This window comes from Streptomyces sp. NPDC045695 (genome assembly GCF_056432025.1).
Genome location: NZ_JBWKJU010000012.1, coordinates 1 through 20,260 on the forward strand (window position 1 = coordinate 1; position 20,260 = coordinate 20,260).

Here is a 20,260-nt window from a genome sequence, read left to right on the forward strand (position 1 = left end):
CCGAAGTGGACGGGGTATCAACTTCTGGCGTTGATTTTTGGCACGCTGTTGAGTTCTCAAGGAACGGACGCTTCCTTTGTACTCACCCTCTCGGGCTTTCCTCCGGGCTTTCGTTCTGTTCTTGCGTTTCCGACTCTATCAGAGCCAGTCCCGCTCGCTTTCCAGGTTCTCGCTTTCGCGTTTCCCTTTCCGGCGATTCCGACTCTATCAGATCCTTTCGGGCCTGACCCCCGGTCAGCGGGGTTTGCGTTCCGGGCTGTTAGGCCCTTCCGGCGAGTGAGACAGTAGCGGATTCCTTGCCCCCGAACCTAATCGGCGGCTGCGTCCAGTGGACGCGGATTCCTCATTCGCAAATACGCATGAAAACGAGACGACACGGTGCGTCGTTCGTTCGAATGTGTAGTGCGGGATGGTCGTCCGGGGACCGACCGGGGGTCGGCGCTCACTTCGGACAACTCGAAGAACCTTACGGATCAGGCACACCTGTGTCAACCCCCGGCTGACCTGCCCCACGAGATGAAAGAACTTCCCCCCGTCCTCCTGCCGATCCGTCTACGCTGGGTCCCATGACGACGCATGCGCTCACGCTCGACCTGCGCTGGTGGCCCGCCTGACGGCGGCCCAGCTTCTGCGCGAGCACGCATGCGCTAACGGCCGCCGCTACGGCGGCCGTTTTTCTTTCTCCCCTCCCGGGAGCGGCTCGGTCGCCGCACACAGTGGCCTCGGCACGACTCACACGGGACAGAGGAGAGCGGGACATGACGAAGAGGATCTTCAGCGGGATCAAGCCGACCGGGCACCTGACGCTGGGGAACTACCTGGGGGCCGTGCGGCAGTGGGTCGCCGCCGACCGCGCGCCGGACGAGGCGCTGTTCTGCGTCGTCGATCTGCACGCGCTGACCGTCGAACACGAGCCGGCGCGCGTACGGCGGCTGAGCCGGCAGGCCGCGACGCTGTTGCTCGCCGCCGGGCTCTCACCGGAGAAATGCACCTTGTTCGTGCAGAGCCATGTCGACGAGCACACGCGGCTGGCCTACCTGATGGAGTGCACCGCCACCGACGGGGAGCTGCGGCGGATGATCCAGTACAAGGAGAAGGCGGCGAGGGCGCAGGCCACCGGGGAGGGCGTGCGGCTGTCGCTGCTGACCTATCCCGCGCTGATGGCCGCCGACATCCTGGCGTACGGGGCGTCGGAGGTGCCGGTCGGCGAGGACCAGCGCCAGCACGTCGAGCTGACCCGGGATCTGGCCGTGCGTTTCAACCAGCGCTACGGGCACACCTTCACCGTGCCCAAGGCCACGCTGCCGACGGTGGCCGCGCGGGTCATGGACCTCCAGGACCCGACGTCGAAGATGGGGAAGTCCCACGAGAGCGGGGCGGGGATCGTCTACCTGCTCGACGAGCCGGCGGTCATCGCCAAGAAGGTGATGCGGGCGGTCACCGACAGCGGGGACGGTGCGGTGGTCTACGACCGGGAGGCGCGGCCGGGGGTCGCGAACCTGCTGGACGTCCTGGCGGCGTGCTCCGGGGGTGATCCGGCCGTGCTCGCCGACGGGTACAGCGGGTACGGGGCGCTCAAGCGGGACGTCGCCGACGCGGTGGTGGAGCTGCTGCGGCCGTTGCAGGAGCGGCACGCCGGGCTGGCGGCCGATCCGGGCGCCGTGGAGAAGGTGCTGCGGGAGGGCGCCGAGCGGGCCCGGGCGCTGGCGCGGCCCGTGGTGAACCGGGCGTACGAGGCCATCGGCCTGCTCGCGCCGTAGGGGGTACGGGGTACGGGCTCCGCGTGCCGGGGCCCGTACCCGTGGGGGTCAGTTGTTGCCGGAGGCGAGCTCGCGGCTGCGGTCGCGGGCCGCTTCGAGGGCGGCGATCAGGGCCGCGCGTACGCCGTGCTTCTCCAGCTCCACGATCGCGTTGATCGTCGTACCGGCGGGGGAGGTCACCGCCTCGCGCAGCTTGACCGGGTGTTCGCCGCTGTCGCGGAGCATCACGGCGGCGCCGACGGCGGCCTGGACGATCAGGTCGTGGGCCTGGGCGCGGGGCAGGCCGAGGAGGATGCCGGCGTCGGTCATGGCCTCGACGAGGTAGTAGAAGTACGCGGGTCCCGAGCCGGAGAGGGCGGTGGCCGCGTCCTGCTGGGACTCCGGGACGCGCAGGGTCTTGCCGACGCCGCCGAAGATCTCCTCGGTGTGGGCGAGGTGCTCGGCGGTGGCGTGGCTGCCGGCGGAGATGACGGACATGGCCTCGTCGACGAGGGCGGGGGTGTTCGTCATGACGCGGACGACGGGGGTGCCGGGGGTGAGCCGCTCCTCGAAGAAGGAGGTGGGGATGCCGGCGGCGCCGCTGATGACCAGGCGGTCGACGGGGACGTGCGGGGCGAGCTCGTCGAGGAGCTTGGCCATGTCCTGGGGCTTGACGGTGAGGATGAGGGTGTCGGCGCGCTTGGCGGCCTCGGCGTTGGAGACGGCCTCGACCCCGTAGCGGCTGCGGAGTTCCTCGGCGCGGTCGGCGCGGCGGGCGGTGACGAGGAGTTTGGAGGCGGGTCGGCCGCCGCGGATCATTCCGCTGAGCAGGGCCTCGCCGATCTTGCCGGTACCGAGGACTGCGACTGTCTGGGTCATGCCCGATTCACCTCGCCGAACTGTTCTTGCGCGTGAGCTGCGTATGCGTCCTCATCCTCCCACCCGGGCCGGGGGGCGGGCGGAGTTGTCCGGAGTGCGGTCAGGCGGTCAGGTGGTGCGGCGGCGGAGGGTGGCCGCGCCGAGGACGAGGACGAGCAGGGCGCAGGCGGCGACGACGATCGCGTCGCGTACGAAGTCGGCGGTCATGTCGGTGTGGGTGAGGACCTGGTTCATGCCGTCGACGGCGTAGGACATGGGCAGGACGTCGGAGATCGACTCCAGGACCGGGTGCATGGTGTCGCGGGGCGCGAAGAGTCCGCACAGGAGCAGCTGGGGGAAGATCACCGCCGGCATGAACTGGACGGCCTGGAACTCGGAGGCCGCGAAGGCGGAGACGAAGAGGCCGAGCGCGGTGCCGAGGAGTGCGTCGAGGAGCGCGACGAGCAGGAGCAGCCAGGGCGAGCCGACGACGTCGAGGCCGAGGAGCCAGAGGGCGAGGCCGGTGGCGAGGAGGGACTGGACGACGGCGACGGCGCCGAAGGCGAGGGCGTAGCCGGCGATGAGGTCGCCTTTGCCCAGCGGCATGGCGAGGAGTCGTTCGAGGGTGCCGGAGGTGCGTTCGCGCAGGGTCGCGATGGAGGTCACCAGGAACATGGTGATGAGGGGGAAGATCCCGAGGAGTGACGCGCCGGTGCCGTCGAAGGTGCGGGGGCTGGCGTCGAAGACGAAGCGCAGCAGGGTGAGCATCAGGACGGGGACCAGCAGCATCAACGCGATGGAGCGCGGGTCGTGGCGGAGCTGCCGTAGCACGCGGGTGGCGGTGGCGAGGGTACGGGCGCCGCTCATCGCGGTCACGGCGGTCATCGGGCGCTCTTTTCTGCGGTGGCAGTGTTCGCGGTGGTGTCGGCGGCTCGGGCGCCGGCCTCGTCGACCAGGCGCAGGAAGCCCTCCTCGACGGTGGCGCTGCGCGTACGGGTGCGCAGCGCGTCGGGTGTGTCCTGGGCGAGGATGCGGCCCTCGCGCATGAGGAGCAGGTTGTGGCAGCGCTCGGCCTCGTCCATGACGTGCGAGGAGACGAGGAGCGTGGCGCCGCGGGTGGCGACGATCTCGTGGAAGAGGTTCCACAGGTCGCGGCGCAGGACGGGGTCGAGGCCGACGGTGGGTTCGTCGAGGACGAGGAGCTCGGGGGTGCCGAGCAGGGCGACGGCGAGGGAGACGCGGCTGCGCTGGCCGCCGGAGAGGTTCCCGGCGAGGGCGTCGGCGCGGGAGGTGAGGTCGACGTCGGTGATGGCCCGGTGCACGGCCGCGGCGCGACGGTCGGCGGCTCGGCGGCTGGGGTCGAGGATCGCGGCGAAGTAGTCGAGGTTCTGCCGCACGGTGAGGTCGTCGTAGACGGAGGGCGCCTGGGTGACGTAGCCGATGCGGGAGCGGAGCGTGGGGTGGCCGGCGGGGCGGCCGAGCACGTCGAGGGTGCCGGTGACGTGGGCCTGGGTGCCGACGATGGCGCGCATGAGGGTGGATTTGCCGCAGCCGGAGGGGCCGAGGAGGCCGGTGATGCGGCCGCGGGGGACGTCGAAGTCGATGGCGTCGATGACGGTGCGGGGGGCGCGGCCGGCGCCGCGGCGGACGGTCAGGCCGTGGGCGTGGACGGCGGCCGGGTCTCCCTCGGGCTGGTTATTCATCATGTGATGAATAATGCTCCTGGCGGTGCCCGGGCGTCAATCACCTGGAGGCGGGAGTGTGGGCCCGCGGGGCCGCGGTCCCTACTTCTTGCGCTTGGGGCGGCGGGCGGCCGGGTTGCCCGTACGGGTGCTGCGGCGGCGGGCGAATTCGGCCTTCGCGCGCTCGTACTCGGCGCGGCGGAGCTTCTCGCCCGGGGCCTCGCCGAGGCAGCGCAGGAAGTACGCGATGAGGGAGCCGATGAAACCGATCGCCTTGAGGCCCTTGAGGGCGGCCTCGTCGGAGGACGGGGCCGGGCGGCGGCTGTAGGAGTCCCAGGTCTTGGCGAAGGCGATGGAGCTGGCGATCGCGAAGAGGATGACGACGGAGATGCTGAGGAAGGGGCCGACGTTGCCGATCTCCAGGCCCTCGTAGGAGAGCCGGAGCAGGACGGCCGCGGCGACGGCGGTGACGAGCGAGCCGACGGCGACGCCGGCGCGGCGCAGGGCGTAGCCGCCGTCGTGGTCCACCCAGGTGGTGCCGAAGAACCGGATCGGCTCGGGCTCGGGGCCGGTGGGAACCGGGGCCGGGCCGGGGGCCGGGGCCGGGGCGGCGGGGGTCTGGTCTCGCTGGTCGTCGTCGCTCACACCGGCGATTATCACCCCCGGTGACGTCGCGACCCCCGCCGCCGGGCGCCGGTGCGTCAGCCGCAGCGGTTGGCGACGTAGCCGTCGCTGCCCGTCTTGACGTACGCGTCGGAGACGAAGAGGCCGTTGCCGATGCAGTCCCAGATGTCGGTGGTGCCGTAGGGGCCCGAGACGGTGGTTCCAGGGCACTGGCAGCGGATGCCCACGGTGGCGTCGTAGGGCAGCACCTTCATGATCGAGTACTGGGTACCCGGGCCGCTGCGGACGTTGACGCGGTAGCCCGGGGCGACCGGGAAGTACTCGATGCCGTCCTCGGCGAGGCTCTGGACCAGGGCCGCCTCGGGCTCCACCAACGCCTCGACCGACGCCTCCACGGGCGCCTCCATCGACTTCTCAACCGACATGCAAAATCTCCCCCTTGCGCATGACGCTCTGCAACTCGCGCAGGGTAGCAGGACCTTACCGATTCATATGCGCCATCGACTAGGCTCCGGCGGGGGTGGTCGGCAGTGCATTCGCTGTGCGCGGAACGGGCCGGATTTCCGGAATACGCCGGGCAGTACCGGCTGGAGTCCGTGCTGGGATCCGGCGGCATGGGGGTGGTGCATCTGGCCACCTCGGCGTCCGGCCTGCGCCTCGCCGTGAAGGTCGTACACGCTCAGCACGCGGTCGATCCGGAGTTCCGGGCCCGCTTCCGGCAGGAGGTCGCCGCCGCCCGCCGGGTGAGCGGGGCGTTCACCGCGCCGGTCGTGGACGCCGACCCCGACGCCGAACGGCCGTGGATGGCCACGCTGTTCATCGACGCCCCGACGCTCGCCGAGCGGGTACGGGAACGGCCCCTCGACGCGGCCGAGGCGACCCGGCTCGGCGCCGGGCTCGCGGAAGCGCTGCGGGACATCCACCGGGCGGGCGTGGTGCACCGGGACCTGAAGCCCAGCAACGTCCTGATGGCGCCCGACGGGGTACGGGTCATCGACTTCGGGATCTCGCGGCCGGTGGACAGCGACCTGCGGACCGAGACGGGAAAGCTGATCGGGACTCCGCCTTTCATGGCGCCCGAGCAGTTCCAGCGGCCGAGGGAGGTCGGGCCGGCGGCGGACGTGTTCGCGATGGGCGCCGTACTGGTCCACTCCGTGACGGGACGCGGGCCCTTCGACTCCGACAGCCACTACCTCGTCGCCTACCAGGTGGTGCACAGCGAGCCCGATCTGACCGGCGTGCCGGACGTGCTCGCGCCGATCGTCGAGCGCTGCCTCGCCAAGGACCCCGCCGACCGCCCCACCCCCGGCGCCCTGCTCGGCGAGCTGCGGGCCGCCGCGTATCCGACCGGCGACGAGACCCGCGCCTTCATCCCGCAGCCGCGCCGGCCCCTGGCCGCCGAGGCGAAGCCGGCGGCCGAGGAGGAGACCCACCGGCGGGTACGGGTGGAGGCGCCGCCCCGGCGCACGGCGCGCCCGCGGCCGTGGCGCACCGCCGCGGCGCTCGCCACGGGCCTGCTGCTCGCGGGGGGCGCGGTCGGCGGGTACCTCCGGATGCACGAGGTGGATCCCGGGCCGGCCGTACGGACCTCCGCCGCCGAGCCGTCGCGGCAAGGACAGCCCGTCAGCGCCTGGGCGACCTCCCTGGAGAGCCAGGGCCGCGCGAACCTCGTCGTGTCCTGCTCCCCGGCGGCCGGCGCCCTGTACTGCTCGACGCCCGCCCTGGCCGCCGCGCAGCTGAACCCGGCGGACGGCGCCGTCACCTGGTCGGTGCGGGCGACGGCGCCGGGCGCGGACAGCCAGGCCCCGCTGCACATCGGCGGGCTCGTCGTGACGGCGACTCCGGGCAGCGGGACGGTGCAGGCCCTCGACCCGGCGACCGGTGCGCGGCGCTGGCAGAAGCCGATGCCGGGCGGCGGGCGGATCCTGCCCGCCGCCGGGACCGTCCTGGTGACCGGCGGGGACGGAAGGGCGAGCGCACTCGACGCCGCCACGGGAGCCACCCTGTGGACGAAGCAGATCGGTGGCGTGGGGTCCCTCTGGCTCGCGGGCCCCGAGGGCCCCGACGGCTGCGTCCTGTACGTGGCCACCCCGGCGGGTGACGGCCGCTCGACCCAGGTCTCGGCCGTGGACTGCGCGAACGCGACGGTGCGGTGGCAGCAGCGCACGCCGGGCACGGCCGAGCCGGTCGGGGTCGCGCAGGGCGCGCTGCACCTGCTGCGGACCGACTCCGACGGGCGGACCCGAGCGGTCCTGCGGGTCGACCTGCGGACGCGAGCCGTGAAGGAGACGCCGCTGCTGGGACTGCCGCAGGCGCAGGCGGCGGTCGACGCCCACGGAACGGTGTACGTCTTCGGCATGTCCGGCGCGCTGGCGGCGGTCGGCGCGGAGACGGAGGAGTGGCGGCTGGAGACCGGGGTGTCGGTCGCCTCGCGGCCCGTGGCCGACGGCGGCCGCGTCTACCTGAGCGCGGTGGACGGGCGGCTGCTGGCGGTGGACGGGGCCGCCGGGCGGCTCATCGGCCAGACGAAGCCCCGTATGGGCACGGGGCACGCCTACACGGCGACGGTGCCCGCCCCCGTCGTCGCGGACGGGCGGGTCTTCGGGAGTGCGCCCGACGGGTCCGTCTTCGCGGTGGACGCGGTGGACCCCGCCGGCTGGTGAGCGCGGCGGGGTCCGTGGTCCGGCGTCGGCCGGTCGTCGCGGGCGGGGCCCCACCGCGCCGGTGAGGCCGGTTCAGCCCAGGCGGGAGACGTCGCGGACCGCGCCCTTGTCGGCGCTGGTGGCCATGGCGGCGTAGGCGCGCAGGGCGGCGGAGACGGTGCGCTCGCGGTTCTTCGGGGCGTAGACCCCGCCGAGGGCCGCGTGGCGTGCGGCGAGGGTGGCGTCGTCGACCAGGAGCTCGATCGAACGGTTCGGGATGTCGATGCGGATCAGGTCGCCGTCCTCGACGACGGCGATGGTGCCGCCCGAGGCCGCCTCCGGGGACGCGTGGCCGATGGAGAGGCCCGAGGTGCCGCCGGAGAAGCGGCCGTCGGTGACCAGGGCGCAGACCTTGCCGAGGCCGCGGCCCTTGAGGAAGGACGTCGGGTAGAGCATCTCCTGCATGCCGGGGCCGCCGCGCGGGCCCTCGTAGCGGATCACGACGACGTCACCCGCCTTGATCTCCTTGCGGAGGATCTTGTCGACGGCCTCGTCCTGCGACTCGCAGACGACCGCCGGGCCCTCGAAGGTCCAGATCGACTCGTCGACGCCCGCCGTCTTCACGACGCAGCCGTCGACCGCGATGTTGCCGCGCAGGACGGCGAGGCCGCCGTCCTTGGAGTACGCGTGCTGCACGGAGCGGATGCAGCCGCCCTCGGCGTCGAGGTCGAGGGTCTCCCAGCGCTCGGACTGGGAGAAGGCGGTGGCGGAGCGCTTGCAGCCGGGGGCGGCGTGCCACAGCTCCATGGCCTCCTCGCTGGCCGTGCCGGAGCGGGCGTCCCACTTCGCGAGCCAGTCCTCCAGGTTCGCCGAGTGGACGGTGGTGACGTCCTTGTTCAGGAGGCCGCCGCGGTGGAGCTCGCCGAGGATGGCGGGGATGCCGCCGGCGCGGTGGATGTCCTCCATGTAGTACGTGCCGCCGGGTGCCACGTTCGGGGCGACCTTGGACAGGCACGGGACGCGGCGCGAGACGGCGTCGATGTCGGTGAGGTCGTAGTCCAGGCCCGCTTCCTGCGCCGCGGCCAGCAGGTGCAGGATCGTGTTCGTGGAGCCGCCCATCGCGATGTCCAGGGCCATGGCGTTCTCGAAGGCCTCACGGGTGGCGATGTTGCGCGGCAGGACGGACTCGTCGCCGTCCTCGTAGTAGCGCTTGGTGATCTCCACGACCGTGCGGCCGGCGTCCTCGTACAGGGCGCGGCGGGCGGTGTGGGTGGCCAGGACCGAGCCGTTGCCGGGCAGGGCCAGGCCGATGGCCTCGGCGAGGCAGTTCATCGAGTTGGCGGTGAACATGCCCGAACACGAACCACACGTCGGACAGGCGTTCTCCTCGATGCGCAGCACGTCCTCGTCCGAGACGTTCTCGTTGGAGGCGTCGACCATGGCGTCGATCAGGTCGAGCTTGCGGACGGTGCCGTCCACCAGCGTCGCCTGCCCGGCCTCCATCGGACCGCCGGAGACGAAGACCACCGGGATGTTCAGGCGCAGGGCGGCCATGAGCATGCCGGGGGTGATCTTGTCGCAGTTGGAGATGCAGATCAGGGCGTCGGCGCAGTGGGCCTCGACCATGTACTCGACGCTGTCCGCGATGAGGTCGCGGGAGGGCAGGGAGTACAGCATGCCGGCGTGGCCCATCGCGATGCCGTCGTCGACGGCGATCGTGTTGAACTCGCGCGGGATGGCGCCGGCGGCCCGGACGGCGTCGGAGACGATCCGGCCGACGGGCGCCAGGTGCGTGTGGCCGGGGACGAACTCGGTGAAGGAGTTGGCGACCGCGATGATCGGCTTGCCGATGTCCTCGCTCGCTACGCCCGACGCGCGCATCAGCGCACGAGCGCCTGCCATGTTGCGGCCGTGGGTGACGGTGCGGGACCTCAGCTCGGGCATGCGGTTTCACTCCCCATGAGTGCGGCTGTACGGGGCAGCCGCGACTGCGGATATGGCTCAGGTACGAGGCTACGCCCCCTGCCCGCGATCCGGACGGCTCGTCCGGATGCCGGGACGAAGGGCTCATTCCTCGGTCAGGCCTCGGTCAGGTAGCGCTGGAGCGTGGGCGCGACCAGGGCCACGATGTCCTCCGGGTCCGCGGACGCGAGGGGCTCGACCTGGACGACGTAGCGCAGGATCGCGATGCCGACCATGTGGGAGGCGGCGAGCTCGGCGCGGAAGGTCGGGTCGGGGACGTCGAGGTCGGCGGCGACCCGCTCCAGCACCCGCCGCAGGACCAGCCCGCGCAGGACCTTCGCGGCGGCCTCGTGCGTGAGCGCCGAGCGGATGACGGCGAGCAGCGGAACGCGCGTGACCGGGTTCTCCCAGACGCCCAGGAAATAGCGGGCGAGCCGCTCGCCGATGCCGTCCGGGCCCTCCCCGAGGATCGCCGGGACCACCAGGGCGGGCTCCAGGCTCACCTCGACGGCGGCGGCGAAGAGGTCGTCCTTGCTGCCGAAATAGTGGTGGACCAGGGCCGGGTCCACACCGGCCACCTTCGCGACGCCGCGCACGGACGTCTTGTCGTACCCGCGCTCCGCGAACACCTCACGCGCGGCGAGCCGGATGCGCTCCTGCGTGCCGGGCCCCTCGTCGGCCTCGTCCTGGCGGGGCCGCCCGGGCCCGCGCCGACGCGGCTTCGCGGGCGGTACGGGTCCCACGGACTCCGCGGACTCTGCGGGCTCCGTCACGGCCGGTGCGCCCCGTCGCGCTCGTCCCGCCCGGCGCGCGCGGCGGTGGCGAGGTGCAGCCGCGTGAAGGCCAGGGCCTCGGCGAGATCGGCCTCGCGTTCGGCGGAGGACATGGCGCGCCGGGTGTTCACCTCTATGACCACGTGCCCGTCGAAGGACGTACGGGCCAGCCGCTCCAGCAGCTCGGCGCAGGGCTGCGTACCGCGCCCCGGGACGAGGTGCTCGTCCTTGGCGGAACCGTTCCCGTCGGCGAGGTGGACGTGGGCCAGCCGGTCGCCCATCCGGTCGATCATGGCGAGGGCGTCCGTACGGGCGGTCGCGGTGTGCGACAGGTCCACGGTGAAGTGCCGGTAGTCGTCCTTCGTCACGTCCCACTCGGGCGCGTACGCGAGCACCTCGCGGTCGCGGTAGCGCCACGGGTACATGTTCTCGACGGCGAACCGGACGTCGGTCTCGTCGGCCATCCGCCAGATGCCGCTGACGAAGTCCCGGGAGTACTGGCGCTGCCACCGGAACGGCGGATGCACGACCACGGTGGACGCCCCGAGCCGCTCGGCCGCCGCCTTGGCGCGGCGCAGCTTGGTCCAGGGGTCGGTCGACCACACCCGCTGGGTGATCAGCAGGCAGGGCGCGTGGACGGCCAGGACCGGCACCTGGTGGAAGTCCGAGAGCCGGCGCAGGGCGTCGATGTCCTGGCTGACCGGATCCGTCCAGACCATGACCTCGACGCCGTCGTACCCGAGGCGCGCGGCGATCTCGAAGGCGGTCGCGGTGGACTCCGGATAGACGGAGGCCGTGGAAAGGGCGACTTTCGCGGTCGGGACGCGGACTGGTTCTGCCACGGAGACAGGGTACGGGCCCGCCGCCCGGGCGGTACGTGACGACCGCCACGCGGGCCCGGCCCGACGGCGTCAGGTGAGCTTGAAGAAGAGGGTGTCCTGCGTGTACCAGCCGACGTTCTTCGTGGCGAACTCCCACTCGCGGTGCTCGAAGTCGAGCTTCTCGATCAGCTCCTGGACGTCGTACCGGAAGTCCTGGTCCATCCGCTGCAGGACGGCCCGGTAGGCGTCGGCGGCCGGCTTGGTCTTGGCCAGCGGCAGGTGGCCGATGGCCGGGTACCCGTCCATCGGGAAGGGGACGTACGGGAACTCGTCGGGCGGCCCGCCGTAGAGGAACCCGTGGGGCAACAGGTCGGCGGGCACGCCGAGGCGGCGCATCTCGTCGTCCACCAGAGCGAAGAAGGTGCTGGGCTTGGAATACGTGCCCAGCTGGCTCTGGGGTCCGAGGCGTTGTGGTCGATGACGTGCTGCAGGGCGGCGTGGTACGCGTTGCCCGCGCACGGCGCGTCCGAGTCGGTGCGCCCGGCGATGAGGTGTTCGAGGGCCTCGGGGACGGACAGGCCCCAGTCGACGTCCTGCCGGTCGAGGTCGTCCTGCTGGACCTGGGCGGCCCTGCGCATGTGCCCCAGAAGGCGCTGCTGGTCCGCCGTCAGGTTGCCGTTGCTGCCCAGGAAGGCCAGCACGTGGGCCTTGTCCGCCGTCGAGTAGGCGATGTTGTGACTCATGATCACAATGGTGCCCACCGGCACTGACAGCCGCTGTCAGGGGTCGGCCCTACGATCCGGGCAGGATCCAACGGAGGGCACGGCATGGGTTTTTCGGGTGAGCTGGTCTTCGGCCGCAGCGCGCGTCCGCTGCTGGAGGCGCCGGTGTTCGGTGGCGCGCAGGAGGACGACGGGGGCGGCGTCACCGCCTGGTGGCCGAGGCCGGGCGGCTGGCAGACGCTGCAGTTCCACGACACGCTGCCGGCCGACCCGGCCGACGTCCTGCGCGCGGTGGTCGAGTGGACCGGCGCACCGGCCTGCGTGGCCCGCGTGCACGACAGCGACGTCGCGCTGGTGAGCGGCCTGGAACCGGGTGGCGACCGGTGGCAGACCTGGCTGAACCTTGAGATCGCCGCCGAGATGACCGACCGCCCGCCGGCCGAGCTGGACGCCCGCGTCCCCGGCGACGCCGCCCGCATCCTGGCGTGGGCCTGGGACGCGGATGCCGGGGAGGGCGTGGAGTCAGCGGCGGTCGCCCAGACCCTGCGCTCCCGAGAACCGTTCGTGGAAGACCTCTTCAGCGCCCTCCTGGACCGCCTGGGCTTCCCGCCCGCCACGGACCCGGAAGCCCAGGGCTGACGGCCGCCGCCCTCGCGAGGCGCCTACCCGTCTGCGGCGGCCTGTTCCCAGCCCCGGACGGCCGCCGGACGCTGAGACGCGAGAAGCACGTAGCGATCTGACGCGCCCGCCCCCCGAAGCGAAACCGCTACGCCTACGCCCCCGCCGTCGGCAAGTGGTCCAGCCTCCGCAGGATCACGCCCTCCCGCAGCGCCCACGGGCAGATCTCCAGCTCATCGACGCCGAAGAGGTCCATCGCCCCCTCCGCGACCAGCGCCCCCGCCAGCAGCTGGTTCGCCCGGCCCTCCGAGACGCCCGGAAGGGCCGAGCGCTGGGCCGTGCTCATCGCGGCCAGGCGCGGGACCCACTCCTCCAGCGATTTGCGGCTCAGGTCCCGCTGCACGTACAGGCCGTCCGCCGAGCGGGCCGCGCCCGCGATGCGAGCCAGCTGCTTGAAGGTCTTCGACGTCGCCACCACGTGGTCCGGGGCCCCGAAGCGGCGGAACTCGCCGACCGTGCGGGCGATCTCCGCCCGCACGTGCCGCCGTAGCGCCCGGACGTCCAGCGAGTCCGGCGGGTCGCCCGGGAGCCAGCCCGCCGTCAGGCGACCCGCGCCCAGCGGGAGGGAGACGGCCGCGTCCGGGTCCTCGTCGATGCCGTACGCGATCTCCAGCGAGCCGCCGCCGATGTCCAGGACCAGCAGTTTCCCGGCGGACCAGCCGAACCACCGGCGCGCCGCCAGGAACGTCAGCCGGGCCTCGTCCTCACCGCTGAGCACCGGCAGCTCGATGCCGGTCTCGCGCTTCACCCGCGCGAGGACCTCGTCCGAGTTCGTGGCCTCGCGCACGGCACTGGTCGCGAAGGGCAGGACGTCCTCGCACCCCTTGTCCTCCGCGGCCTGCACCGCGTCGGCGATGACGGACACCAGCCGCTCGACCCCCTCGGGGGTCACGGCGCCGCCCTCGTCGAGCAGCTCCGCCAGCCGCATCTCCACCTTGTGCGAGTGCGCCGGCTGCGGGCGCGCGCCGGGGTGCGCGTCCACCACCAGCAGGTGGACCGTATTCGAACCCACATCCAGGACACCGAGTCTCATAGGGGGAAACGCTACTGCGGCGAACGCGCGGGGGTTGAGGAAGGGGCGCTTACGCTTGGGTTTGTGCCACATACGAAGAAGGCCAACAAGACCCGCTCGAAAAACGACACGGACACGGTCGTGGCCAAGGACGACACCAAGGTCACGGCGAAAGCCTCCAAGGCCGAGGCCAAGACCAAGGTCAGGACCAAGACCAAGAGCACCACCGTCGTCGACGACGAGAAGGGCCTCGACTTCCCCCGGGCCTGGGTGGAGTTCCCCGACCCCGCCGACGACGAGCAGGTCTTCCGCTGCGACCTGACCTGGCTGACCTCCCGCTGGACGTGCATTTTCGGCAGCGGCTGCCAGGGCATCCAGGCGGGCCGCGCCGACGACGGCTGCTGCACGCTCGGCGCGCACTTCTCCGACGAGGACGACGAGAAGCGCGTCGCCGAACACGTCGCCCGGCTGACGCCCGAGCTGTGGCAGTTCCACGACGTCGGCAGCGAGACCGGGTGGACGCAGCTCGACGACGACGGCGAGAAGCAGACCCGTCGCTGGGACGGTGCGTGCATCTTCCTGAACCGGCCCGGCTTCCCCGCCGGGGCCGGCTGCTCCCTGCACATCCTGGCGTTGAAGAGCGGCCAGGAGCCGCTGGAGACCAAGCCCGACGTCTGCTGGCAGCTGCCGATCCGCCGGACGTACGACTGGATCGACCGGCCCGACGACACGCGCGTGCTCCAGGTGTCGATCGGCGAGTACGACCGCCGCGGCTGGGGGCCCGGCGGCCACGACCTGCACTGGTGGTGCACGTCGGCCACCTCCGCGCACGGCGCCGGCGACCCGGTGTACGTGTCGTACCGGGCCGAGCTGACGGAGCTGATGGGCAAGGAGGGGTACGAGGCGCTCGTGAAGCTGTGCGAGCAGCGGCTGTCCTCGCTCCTCCCCATGGCACCGCACCCCGCCGACCCGGCCTGAGCCGCGCAGCACACGACCGGCGGCCGTACGGTACGACGACGCTAAGCCTGTGACGCCGACGCCCCCGGCCCCGGCGCATCCGTTCCGCCCGAGCCCTCCGTCGGCGACGGCGCAGGCGTCGGGGACGGCGGCGGGATCGTCGGTTCCGTCGCCGTGGGCGTCGGGGTGGGGCTCGGGGTCTGCGGCTCCGTCGGCATCGGCGTCGGCGTCGGCGTGGCCGGCTGCGTCGGCTCCGGCGGCGGCGTCTGCGCGGGGCGGCCGCGGCCCTGGATGGAGACCACCGCGCCGCTCGGGTCCACCCCCACCCGGGCCTTCCACGCGCCCACGGGCTGCGCCTCGCGGTCCACGGCGATCCGCAGGGTGACCGATTCTCCGGGGGCCAGCGTGCCCGCGGTCCGGCTCGCGCGCAGCCAGGGGGCGTCGGACCACAGCCGCCAGTGCACCGGGGCGCCGCCCGCGGCGGTGAGGGTGATCAGGGTGCTGGACCCGTAGGAGGTCGCGCTCACGGTGAGGTGGCCGGCGACCCCCGCGGGGTCGGGGGACGCCGGGCCGCCGGCGCTGATCACCTCGACGGAGACGTCGGGCGCCCCGCTGTCCTGGAGGAAGCCGGGGCTGCCGGTGGTGCTGGCGGTGTTCCCGGCGATCTCGAAGGCGGTCAGCGGACGGCCGTCGGTCCGCGCCGCCGGCATCTCGGACTCGCTCGCGGAGATGCGCGACGCGTCGCCGCCGATGGGCTCGCCCGTACTGGGCGCCCCCCGGTACGCCGCCCACAGCGCCAGGACCGGAGCCGCGACGACGGTGGCGACCACGGTGGTGGTCACCGCCCGGGCACGGAGCCGGTCGCGGCGGGCCGCGCGGTCCCTCGGGTCCATCGGGAAGCCGGTGCGGTCGAAGCGCGGTCCGGGCCGGCGGCCGCGGCCCCGGCCGGAGCGGAGCATCGCGGCGTGGACGGCGGTGCGGGGGGCCGGTACGAGGGGGAGCGCGGCGGTGTCGAGGCCGCCGGAGCCCGGCCAGGGGGACGCGGCGCCGACCCGTTCGGCGACGCGGCGGCACCGGGGGCAGTCGTCGACGTGGCGGACGAGCTCGGCGCGCAGGGTGGTGGACAGCAGGACCTGCCCGTCTCCGGTGAGCCGGGAGACGGCGGGGCAGCTGCCGGTCTCCACGACGGCGAGGGCGGTACGGGTGCGCTCCACCTCGCAGGCGGCGCCGGACAGCAGCTCCCGGGCGGAGGCCGGCGGGGTGCCGAGGACGGCCGCGAGTTCGGGGACGCCGAGGCGGTGGCGGACGGCGAGTTCGAGGGCTTCGCGCTGCTCGGGGGTGGTCCCGGCGGCCTCGGGCCAGGCGAGCCGGGCCAGCTCGGTACGACGGTACGCGTTCACGTCAAGGGCGCGACGGGCCGTGGGGGCGCGGCTGGTATCGGGATCGGCGTCCCGGTCACCACCCGGCGCACGGCCGTCCTCGGTGTGCTCCGGCGTGCGCTGGGCGGAATGCGCTCCCTGTCGCGCGCGCCTCCGCTCCGCGAGCTGGCGCAGACAGCCCCAGCGGGCGAGGGCGTAGAGCCAGGCCCGCCGGTCCCCCTCGTCGGGGCAGCGGCCTGGGTGCCGCTCGGCCACGGCGAGGACGTCGCCGAGCACGTCGGTCGCGGCGTCGTGGTCGCACAGGACCGAAAGGCAGTAGGTGAACAGACCGTCGAGGTAGGGCTCGTGCCGGAAAGGAGGCGGGAGCGCCCCCTCACGGGGTGTGCGCCCGTGCGCCCGGTGTGCGCCGGTGCGCGCTGAGGGGTGTGCCTGGCTGCTGCTGTTCACCTGGCGACCGTAGGCGGCACGCCGGTGGCGCCCCGGAAGCCTTCAGCACATTTAGTCCTTACGGGTGAACAGATCGGCGGTGCGCTGACCCGGGCCCTGACGCGGGACGCCCCGTAGCCCCCTCCCGCCTCCTCCCACCCCCCTGCCCCCTCCCCCACGCGCACCACCGCCGCCCCCGCTGTCAGTGCGGGCGGCTACGGTGAACGCCATGGCTGCCCGCACTGCTCGTTCATCCGCCAAGGACCGGCCGTCCTACCGCTGTACCGAGTGCGGCTGGACCACCGCGAAGTGGCTCGGGCGGTGTCCCGAATGCCAGGCGTGGGGCACCGTCGAGGAGATGGGCGCGCCCGCCGTGCGGACCACCGCCGCGGGCCGGGTGTCGACCGCCGCGGTGCCGATCGGGCAGGTCGACGGCCGGACGGCGACCGCGCGCAGCACCGGCGTGGACGAGCTCGACCGCGTCTTGGGCGGCGGGCTCGTGCCCGGGGCCGTCGTCCTGCTCGCCGGCGAGCCCGGTGTCGGGAAGTCCACGCTGCTGCTGGACGTCGCGGCGAAGGCGGCCAGCGACGAGCACCGCACGCTGTACGTCACGGGCGAGGAGAGCGCGAGCCAGGTGCGGCTGCGCGCCGACCGGATCAGCGCCCTCAGCGACCACCTCTACCTGGCCGCCGAGACCGACCTGTCGGCCGTGCTCGGGCACCTCGACGCCGTGAAGCCCTCGCTGCTGATCCTGGACTCCGTACAGACCGTCGCCTCCCCCGAGATCGACGGCGCGCCCGGCGGCATGGCCCAGGTGCGGGAGGTGGCCGGGGCGCTGATCCGGGCCTCCAAGGAGCGCGGGATGTCCACCCTCCTCGTCGGCCACGTGACCAAGGACGGGGCCATCGCCGGACCCCGGCTCCTGGAGCACCTCGTCGACGTGGTGCTCAGCTTCGAGGGCGACCGGCACGCCCGGCTGCGGCTCGTGCGCGGCATCAAGAACCGGTACGGGGCCACCGACGAGGTCGGTTGCTTCGAGCTGCACGACGAGGGCATCACGGGGCTCGCCGACCCGAGCGGGCTGTTCCTGACGCGGCGCGCCGAGGCCGTGCCGGGGACCTGCCTGACCGTGACCCTGGAGGGCAAGCGTCCGCTGGTCGCCGAGGTGCAGGCGCTGACCGTGGACTCGCAGATCCCCTCTCCTCGGCGGACGACCTCCGGTCTGGAGACCTCGCGCGTCTCGATGATGCTGGCGGTGCTGGAGCAGCGCGGCCGGATCACGGCGCTCGGCAAGCGCGACATCTACAGCGCCACCGTGGGCGGGGTGAAGCTCACCGAGCCGGCCGCCGACCTGGCGATCGCGCTCGCCCTGGCCTCCGCGGCCAGTGACGTCCCGCTCCCGAAGAACCTCGTGGCCATCGGGGAGGTCGGGCTGGCCGGCGAGGTGCGGCGGGTGACCGGCGTCCAGCGACGGCTCGCGGAGGCGCACCGGCTGGGCTTCACGCACGCCCTGGTGCCGTCGGATCCGGGGAAGGTGCCGGCCGGGATGAAGGTCATCGAGGTGGCGGACATGGGCGACGCGCTACGGGTCCTGCCGCGCGGGCGGTCCCGTACGCCGGCCAGGGAGCGGGCCACCGAGTAGCCCCGCCGGGGCCCTGTACGGGCCCCGCCGTAGACCCGCCGGGCCCTCTCGGGACCGGCCTGGTCAAGCCACCGCGGGCTCACAGCGCACGCCGGTAGACTTCTGGATGGTCCGCCCGGCCGTACGCACTCCCTCGTGCCCGCGTCGCAGGGCGGCGCAACCCGCGACCGGAGGAGTGCAGTGGCAGCCAAGGACGGGGCAGCAGCATCCGGCAAGTCGGGCGCCGGCTCCAAGCAGGAGGCCATGATGCGCGCCTCGCTGAGCGCGGTCGCGCCTGGTCAGCCGCTGCGTGACGGCTTGGAGCGGATCGTCCGCGGCAACACCGGCGGGCTCATCGTCCTCGGCATGGACAAGAGCGTCGAAGCGATGTGCACCGGCGGCTTCGTGCTGGACGTGGAGTTCACCGCGACCCGGCTGCGCGAGCTGTGCAAGCTCGACGGCGCGCTCATCCTCGACAAGGACATCACCAAGATCCTGCGGGCGGGCGTGCAGCTGGTGCCGGACGCGTCGATCCCGACGGAGGAGACCGGCACCCGGCACCGTACGGCCGACCGCGTCTCCAAGCAGTGCGGCTTCCCGGTCGTCTCGGTGTCCCAGTCGATGCGGCTGATCGCGCTGTACGTGGACGGGGAGCGCCGGGTCCTGGAGGAGTCCGGGGCGATCCTGTCGCGGGCGAACCAGGCGCTGGCGACGCTGGAGCGGTACAAGCTGCGCCTCGACGAGGTCGCGGGCACGCTGTCGGCGCTGGAGATCGAGGACCTGGTGACGGTCCGCGATGTGACGGCGGTCGCGCAGCGGCTGGAAATGGTCCGCCGGATCGCGACCGAGATCGCCGAGTACGTGGTCGAGCTGGGCACCGACGGGCGACTCCTGTCGCTCCAGCTGGACGAGCTGACGGTCGGGATCGAGCAGGAGCGCGAGCTGGTCATCCGGGACTACGTGCCGGAGCCGACGGCGAAGCGTTCCCGCACGGTGGAGGAGGCGCTGCCCGCGCTGGACGCGCTGTCGCACCCGGAGTTGCTGGAGCTGGCGATCGTGGCGAAGGCGCTCGGGTACACGGGGTCGCCGGAGACGCTGGACTCGGCGGTGTCCCCGCGGGGTTACCGGCTGCTGGCGAAGATCCCCCGGCTGCCGGGGGCCATCATCGAGCGGCTCGTGGAGCACTTCGGCGGCCTGCAGAAGCTGCTCGCCGCGAGCGTCGACGACCTCCAGACGGTGGACGGCGTGGGCGAGGCCCGTGCCCGCAGCGTCCGCGAGGGCCTGTCGCGGCTCGCGGAGTCCTCAATCCTGGAGCGGTACGTCTAAGAGCCGTCCCGCTCGCGCGCCGCTGCCGGGGCCCCGGCCCTAAGGGCTGTCCCGTAATCCCCGGCGGGCGCGCGACGCCGGCTACGGCGCCTCGCCGCGTTGTCGGAACGCCCCCATACGCCCAGTATGAGGACGCTCCTCCGCCTTGCGAGGCACCGCATCCGACGCCGCACGCTGATCCACCGGCGATTACGGGACAGCCCTTAGTTCGGCTTCAGGACGAACGAGGTGCGGGCCACCGGCATGCCGGGCGCCTTGACCTCGACCACGTACGTGTCCGCGGCCGCCGACCCCGCCGGAGGCGCCTGGCACTGGTCGGCCGCGCTGAACCTGCGGTCCCACTCCAGCGACTGCTTCGTCTCGCCCTGCGCCGGGACGCGGTAGAAGGCGTTGCCCGCGCCCGTCGGGCAGTCCGCCGAGGACCACACGGCCTTGCTGCTGCTCGCCTGAAGAATGGTCAGGACCGCCTGCTTGGGGCCGAGATCGACCTTGCAGGTGGTTCCGGAGACGTTGCGGGCGACCAGTTCGAGTCGGGGCTTCTCGTTCGCCTCGTACTCGTTCTTGACGCTCTTGACCTCCCACTGCAGCGCGGCCGGCGCGCACGTGGGGAGCGGGGAGTCCGCCGGGACCGGTGCCGGACCGGCTCCGGCGCCGCCGGCAGCCGCGGCGCCGCCCGCACCCGCCGCGCCACCCGAGCCCGCGGCGCCGCCGGGTTCGCCGTTCTTGCCGGAGCCGCCCGTGGAGGCGCCGTCGGAGCCGCCGCCGGAGCCCGCGGCCGCGCCGCCGCCCGACTCCGCGCGCCCGCCGGGTGCCGCGCTGATGGCCGGTCCCGTACCGGACGGGCCCGGGGTGATCGAGGCGACGGGGTCGGGGCCGCCCCGGCCCTTTCCGTTCGTACTCGTCTTCCCCCCGCCGGAACTGACGGTCCATACGGCGAGGAGCGCGAGGAGCGCGACAACGGACGCCAGCACAGCCCTCCGTCGCCAGTAGATGGAGGAGGGGAGCGGCCCGACCGGATTGCGCAGAGATCCCACGGAC

Annotated in this window: 17 protein-coding genes and 1 pseudogene; 6 read left to right on the forward strand and 12 right to left on the reverse strand. The window is 73.0% G+C overall.

Translation table 11 applies throughout. The features are described 5' to 3' along the window. Positions 1–758: 758 nt before the first annotated feature. The gene (gene trpS / locus AC07DU_RS21025) at positions 759–1,760 is read left to right on the forward strand and encodes a tryptophan--tRNA ligase (protein WP_479035893.1); all 1,002 of its coding nucleotides are present in this window, start codon (positions 759–761) and stop codon (positions 1,758–1,760) included. Positions 1,761–1,808: 48 nt separating this feature from the next. Here the strand turns inward: trpS and proC are convergent, their stop codons facing one another. The 5 genes from proC to AC07DU_RS21050 all read right to left on the reverse strand — a co-directional run bounded on the left by proC (position 1,809) and on the right by AC07DU_RS21050 (position 5,328). Further along, positions 1,809–2,618: a pyrroline-5-carboxylate reductase gene (proC, locus tag AC07DU_RS21030; RefSeq protein ID WP_360894789.1), complete on the reverse strand. Its 810-nt coding sequence runs from the start codon at positions 2,616–2,618 to the stop codon at positions 1,809–1,811. A gap of 108 nt (positions 2,619–2,726) precedes the next feature. Next, positions 2,727–3,482 (reverse strand): ABC transporter permease, encoded by a 756-nt coding sequence (locus tag AC07DU_RS21035; RefSeq protein ID WP_479112855.1) that lies wholly within the window; start codon positions 3,480–3,482, stop codon positions 2,727–2,729. Then, positions 3,479–4,303, reverse strand: coding sequence for an ABC transporter ATP-binding protein (locus tag AC07DU_RS21040; RefSeq protein WP_479112857.1), 825 nt, complete (start codon positions 4,301–4,303; stop codon positions 3,479–3,481). Before AC07DU_RS21040 ends, AC07DU_RS21035 begins: the two co-directional genes overlap by 4 nt. A 78-nt stretch (positions 4,304–4,381) precedes the next feature. Further along, entirely contained in the window at positions 4,382–4,924 is a 543-nt protein-coding gene (locus AC07DU_RS21045) for a hypothetical protein (RefSeq protein ID WP_479112859.1), read from the reverse strand. Positions 4,925–4,980: 56 nt separating this feature from the next. Then, positions 4,981–5,328, reverse strand: a complete 348-nt coding sequence (locus AC07DU_RS21050) for a peptidase (protein WP_479112861.1) — start codon at positions 5,326–5,328, stop codon at positions 4,981–4,983. A gap of 105 nt (positions 5,329–5,433) precedes the next feature. Between AC07DU_RS21050 and AC07DU_RS21055 the strand changes: the two genes are divergently transcribed. Continuing rightward, the gene (locus AC07DU_RS21055; protein WP_479112863.1) at positions 5,434–7,566 is read left to right on the forward strand and encodes a serine/threonine-protein kinase; all 2,133 of its coding nucleotides are present in this window, start codon (positions 5,434–5,436) and stop codon (positions 7,564–7,566) included. Between the two features lie 72 nt (positions 7,567–7,638). On the opposite strand, the gene ilvD is transcribed toward AC07DU_RS21055, so the two are convergent. The 4 genes and pseudogenes from ilvD to AC07DU_RS21075 all read right to left on the reverse strand — a co-directional run bounded on the left by ilvD (position 7,639) and on the right by AC07DU_RS21075 (position 11,844). Further along, positions 7,639–9,489: a dihydroxy-acid dehydratase gene (gene ilvD, locus AC07DU_RS21060; protein ID WP_479112865.1), complete on the reverse strand. Its 1,851-nt coding sequence runs from the start codon at positions 9,487–9,489 to the stop codon at positions 7,639–7,641. A gap of 134 nt (positions 9,490–9,623) precedes the next feature. Further along, the gene (locus AC07DU_RS21065; protein WP_479112867.1) at positions 9,624–10,280 is read right to left on the reverse strand and encodes a TetR/AcrR family transcriptional regulator; all 657 of its coding nucleotides are present in this window, start codon (positions 10,278–10,280) and stop codon (positions 9,624–9,626) included. Further along, on the reverse strand, positions 10,277–11,122 hold the full coding sequence (locus tag AC07DU_RS21070) for a sugar phosphate isomerase/epimerase family protein (protein WP_360894809.1): 846 nt from the start codon (positions 11,120–11,122) through the stop codon (positions 10,277–10,279). Before AC07DU_RS21070 ends, AC07DU_RS21065 begins: the two co-directional genes overlap by 4 nt. A 69-nt stretch (positions 11,123–11,191) precedes the next feature. Continuing rightward, positions 11,192–11,844 (reverse strand): annotated as a pseudogene (locus AC07DU_RS21075) (DUF7691 family protein). An 84-nt stretch (positions 11,845–11,928) separates the two neighbouring features. Here AC07DU_RS21075 and AC07DU_RS21080 point away from each other — a divergent pair. Further along, a complete protein-coding gene (locus tag AC07DU_RS21080; RefSeq protein ID WP_479112869.1) occupies positions 11,929–12,462 on the forward strand; it encodes a hypothetical protein in 534 nt (177 codons plus the stop codon). 133 nt (positions 12,463–12,595) lie between these two features. On the opposite strand, the gene AC07DU_RS21085 is transcribed toward AC07DU_RS21080, so the two are convergent. After that, entirely contained in the window at positions 12,596–13,534 is a 939-nt protein-coding gene (locus tag AC07DU_RS21085) for a Ppx/GppA family phosphatase (protein WP_479112871.1), read from the reverse strand. 120 nt (positions 13,535–13,654) lie between these two features. Here AC07DU_RS21085 and AC07DU_RS21090 point away from each other — a divergent pair, with 120 nt between their 5' ends. Further along, positions 13,655–14,491, forward strand: coding sequence for a DUF3109 family protein (locus AC07DU_RS21090; protein WP_479036274.1), 837 nt, complete (start codon positions 13,655–13,657; stop codon positions 14,489–14,491). 41 nt (positions 14,492–14,532) lie between these two features. Here the strand turns inward: AC07DU_RS21090 and AC07DU_RS21095 are convergent, their stop codons facing one another. Further along, positions 14,533–16,296 carry a BACON domain-containing protein gene (locus tag AC07DU_RS21095; RefSeq protein ID WP_479112873.1) on the reverse strand — a complete coding sequence of 588 codons (1,764 nt, stop codon included), beginning with the start codon at positions 16,294–16,296 and terminating at the stop codon, positions 14,533–14,535. 208 nt (positions 16,297–16,504) lie between these two features. On the opposite strand from AC07DU_RS21095, the gene radA reads away from it, so the two are divergent. Beyond that, complete coding sequence (gene radA, locus AC07DU_RS21100) at positions 16,505–17,917, forward strand: DNA repair protein RadA (protein ID WP_453374942.1); 1,413 nt, start codon at positions 16,505–16,507, stop codon at positions 17,915–17,917. A 180-nt stretch (positions 17,918–18,097) separates the two neighbouring features. Next, positions 18,098–19,222, forward strand: a complete 1,125-nt coding sequence (gene disA / locus AC07DU_RS21105) for a DNA integrity scanning diadenylate cyclase DisA (RefSeq protein ID WP_360894829.1) — start codon at positions 18,098–18,100, stop codon at positions 19,220–19,222. Positions 19,223–19,425: 203 nt separating this feature from the next. On the opposite strand, the gene AC07DU_RS21110 is transcribed toward disA, so the two are convergent. Further along, positions 19,426–20,256 (reverse strand): hypothetical protein, encoded by an 831-nt coding sequence (locus AC07DU_RS21110; RefSeq protein WP_360894832.1) that lies wholly within the window; start codon positions 20,254–20,256, stop codon positions 19,426–19,428. Positions 20,257–20,260: the final 4 nt, after the last annotated feature.

What these genes read in the sequence shown, in the direction of transcription:
- trpS (WP_479035893.1), top strand. Translation starts at nt 759, where the DNA reads ATGACGAAGAGGATCTTCAGCGGGATCAAGCCGACCGGGCACCTGACG.
- proC (WP_360894789.1), bottom strand. Translation starts at nt 2,618, where the DNA reads ATGACCCAGACAGTCGCAGTCCTCGGTACCGGCAAGATCGGCGAGGCC.
- AC07DU_RS21035 (WP_479112855.1), bottom strand. Translation starts at nt 3,482, where the DNA reads ATGACCGCCGTGACCGCGATGAGCGGCGCCCGTACCCTCGCCACCGCC.
- AC07DU_RS21040 (WP_479112857.1), bottom strand. Translation starts at nt 4,303, where the DNA reads ATGATGAATAACCAGCCCGAGGGAGACCCGGCCGCCGTCCACGCCCAC.
- AC07DU_RS21050 (WP_479112861.1), bottom strand. Translation starts at nt 5,328, where the DNA reads ATGTCGGTTGAGAAGTCGATGGAGGCGCCCGTGGAGGCGTCGGTCGAG.
- ilvD (WP_479112865.1), bottom strand. Translation starts at nt 9,489, where the DNA reads ATGCCCGAGCTGAGGTCCCGCACCGTCACCCACGGCCGCAACATGGCA.
- AC07DU_RS21080 (WP_479112869.1), top strand. Translation starts at nt 11,929, where the DNA reads ATGGGTTTTTCGGGTGAGCTGGTCTTCGGCCGCAGCGCGCGTCCGCTG.
- AC07DU_RS21085 (WP_479112871.1), bottom strand. Translation starts at nt 13,534, where the DNA reads ATGAGACTCGGTGTCCTGGATGTGGGTTCGAATACGGTCCACCTGCTG.
- radA (WP_453374942.1), top strand. Translation starts at nt 16,505, where the DNA reads ATGGCTGCCCGCACTGCTCGTTCATCCGCCAAGGACCGGCCGTCCTAC.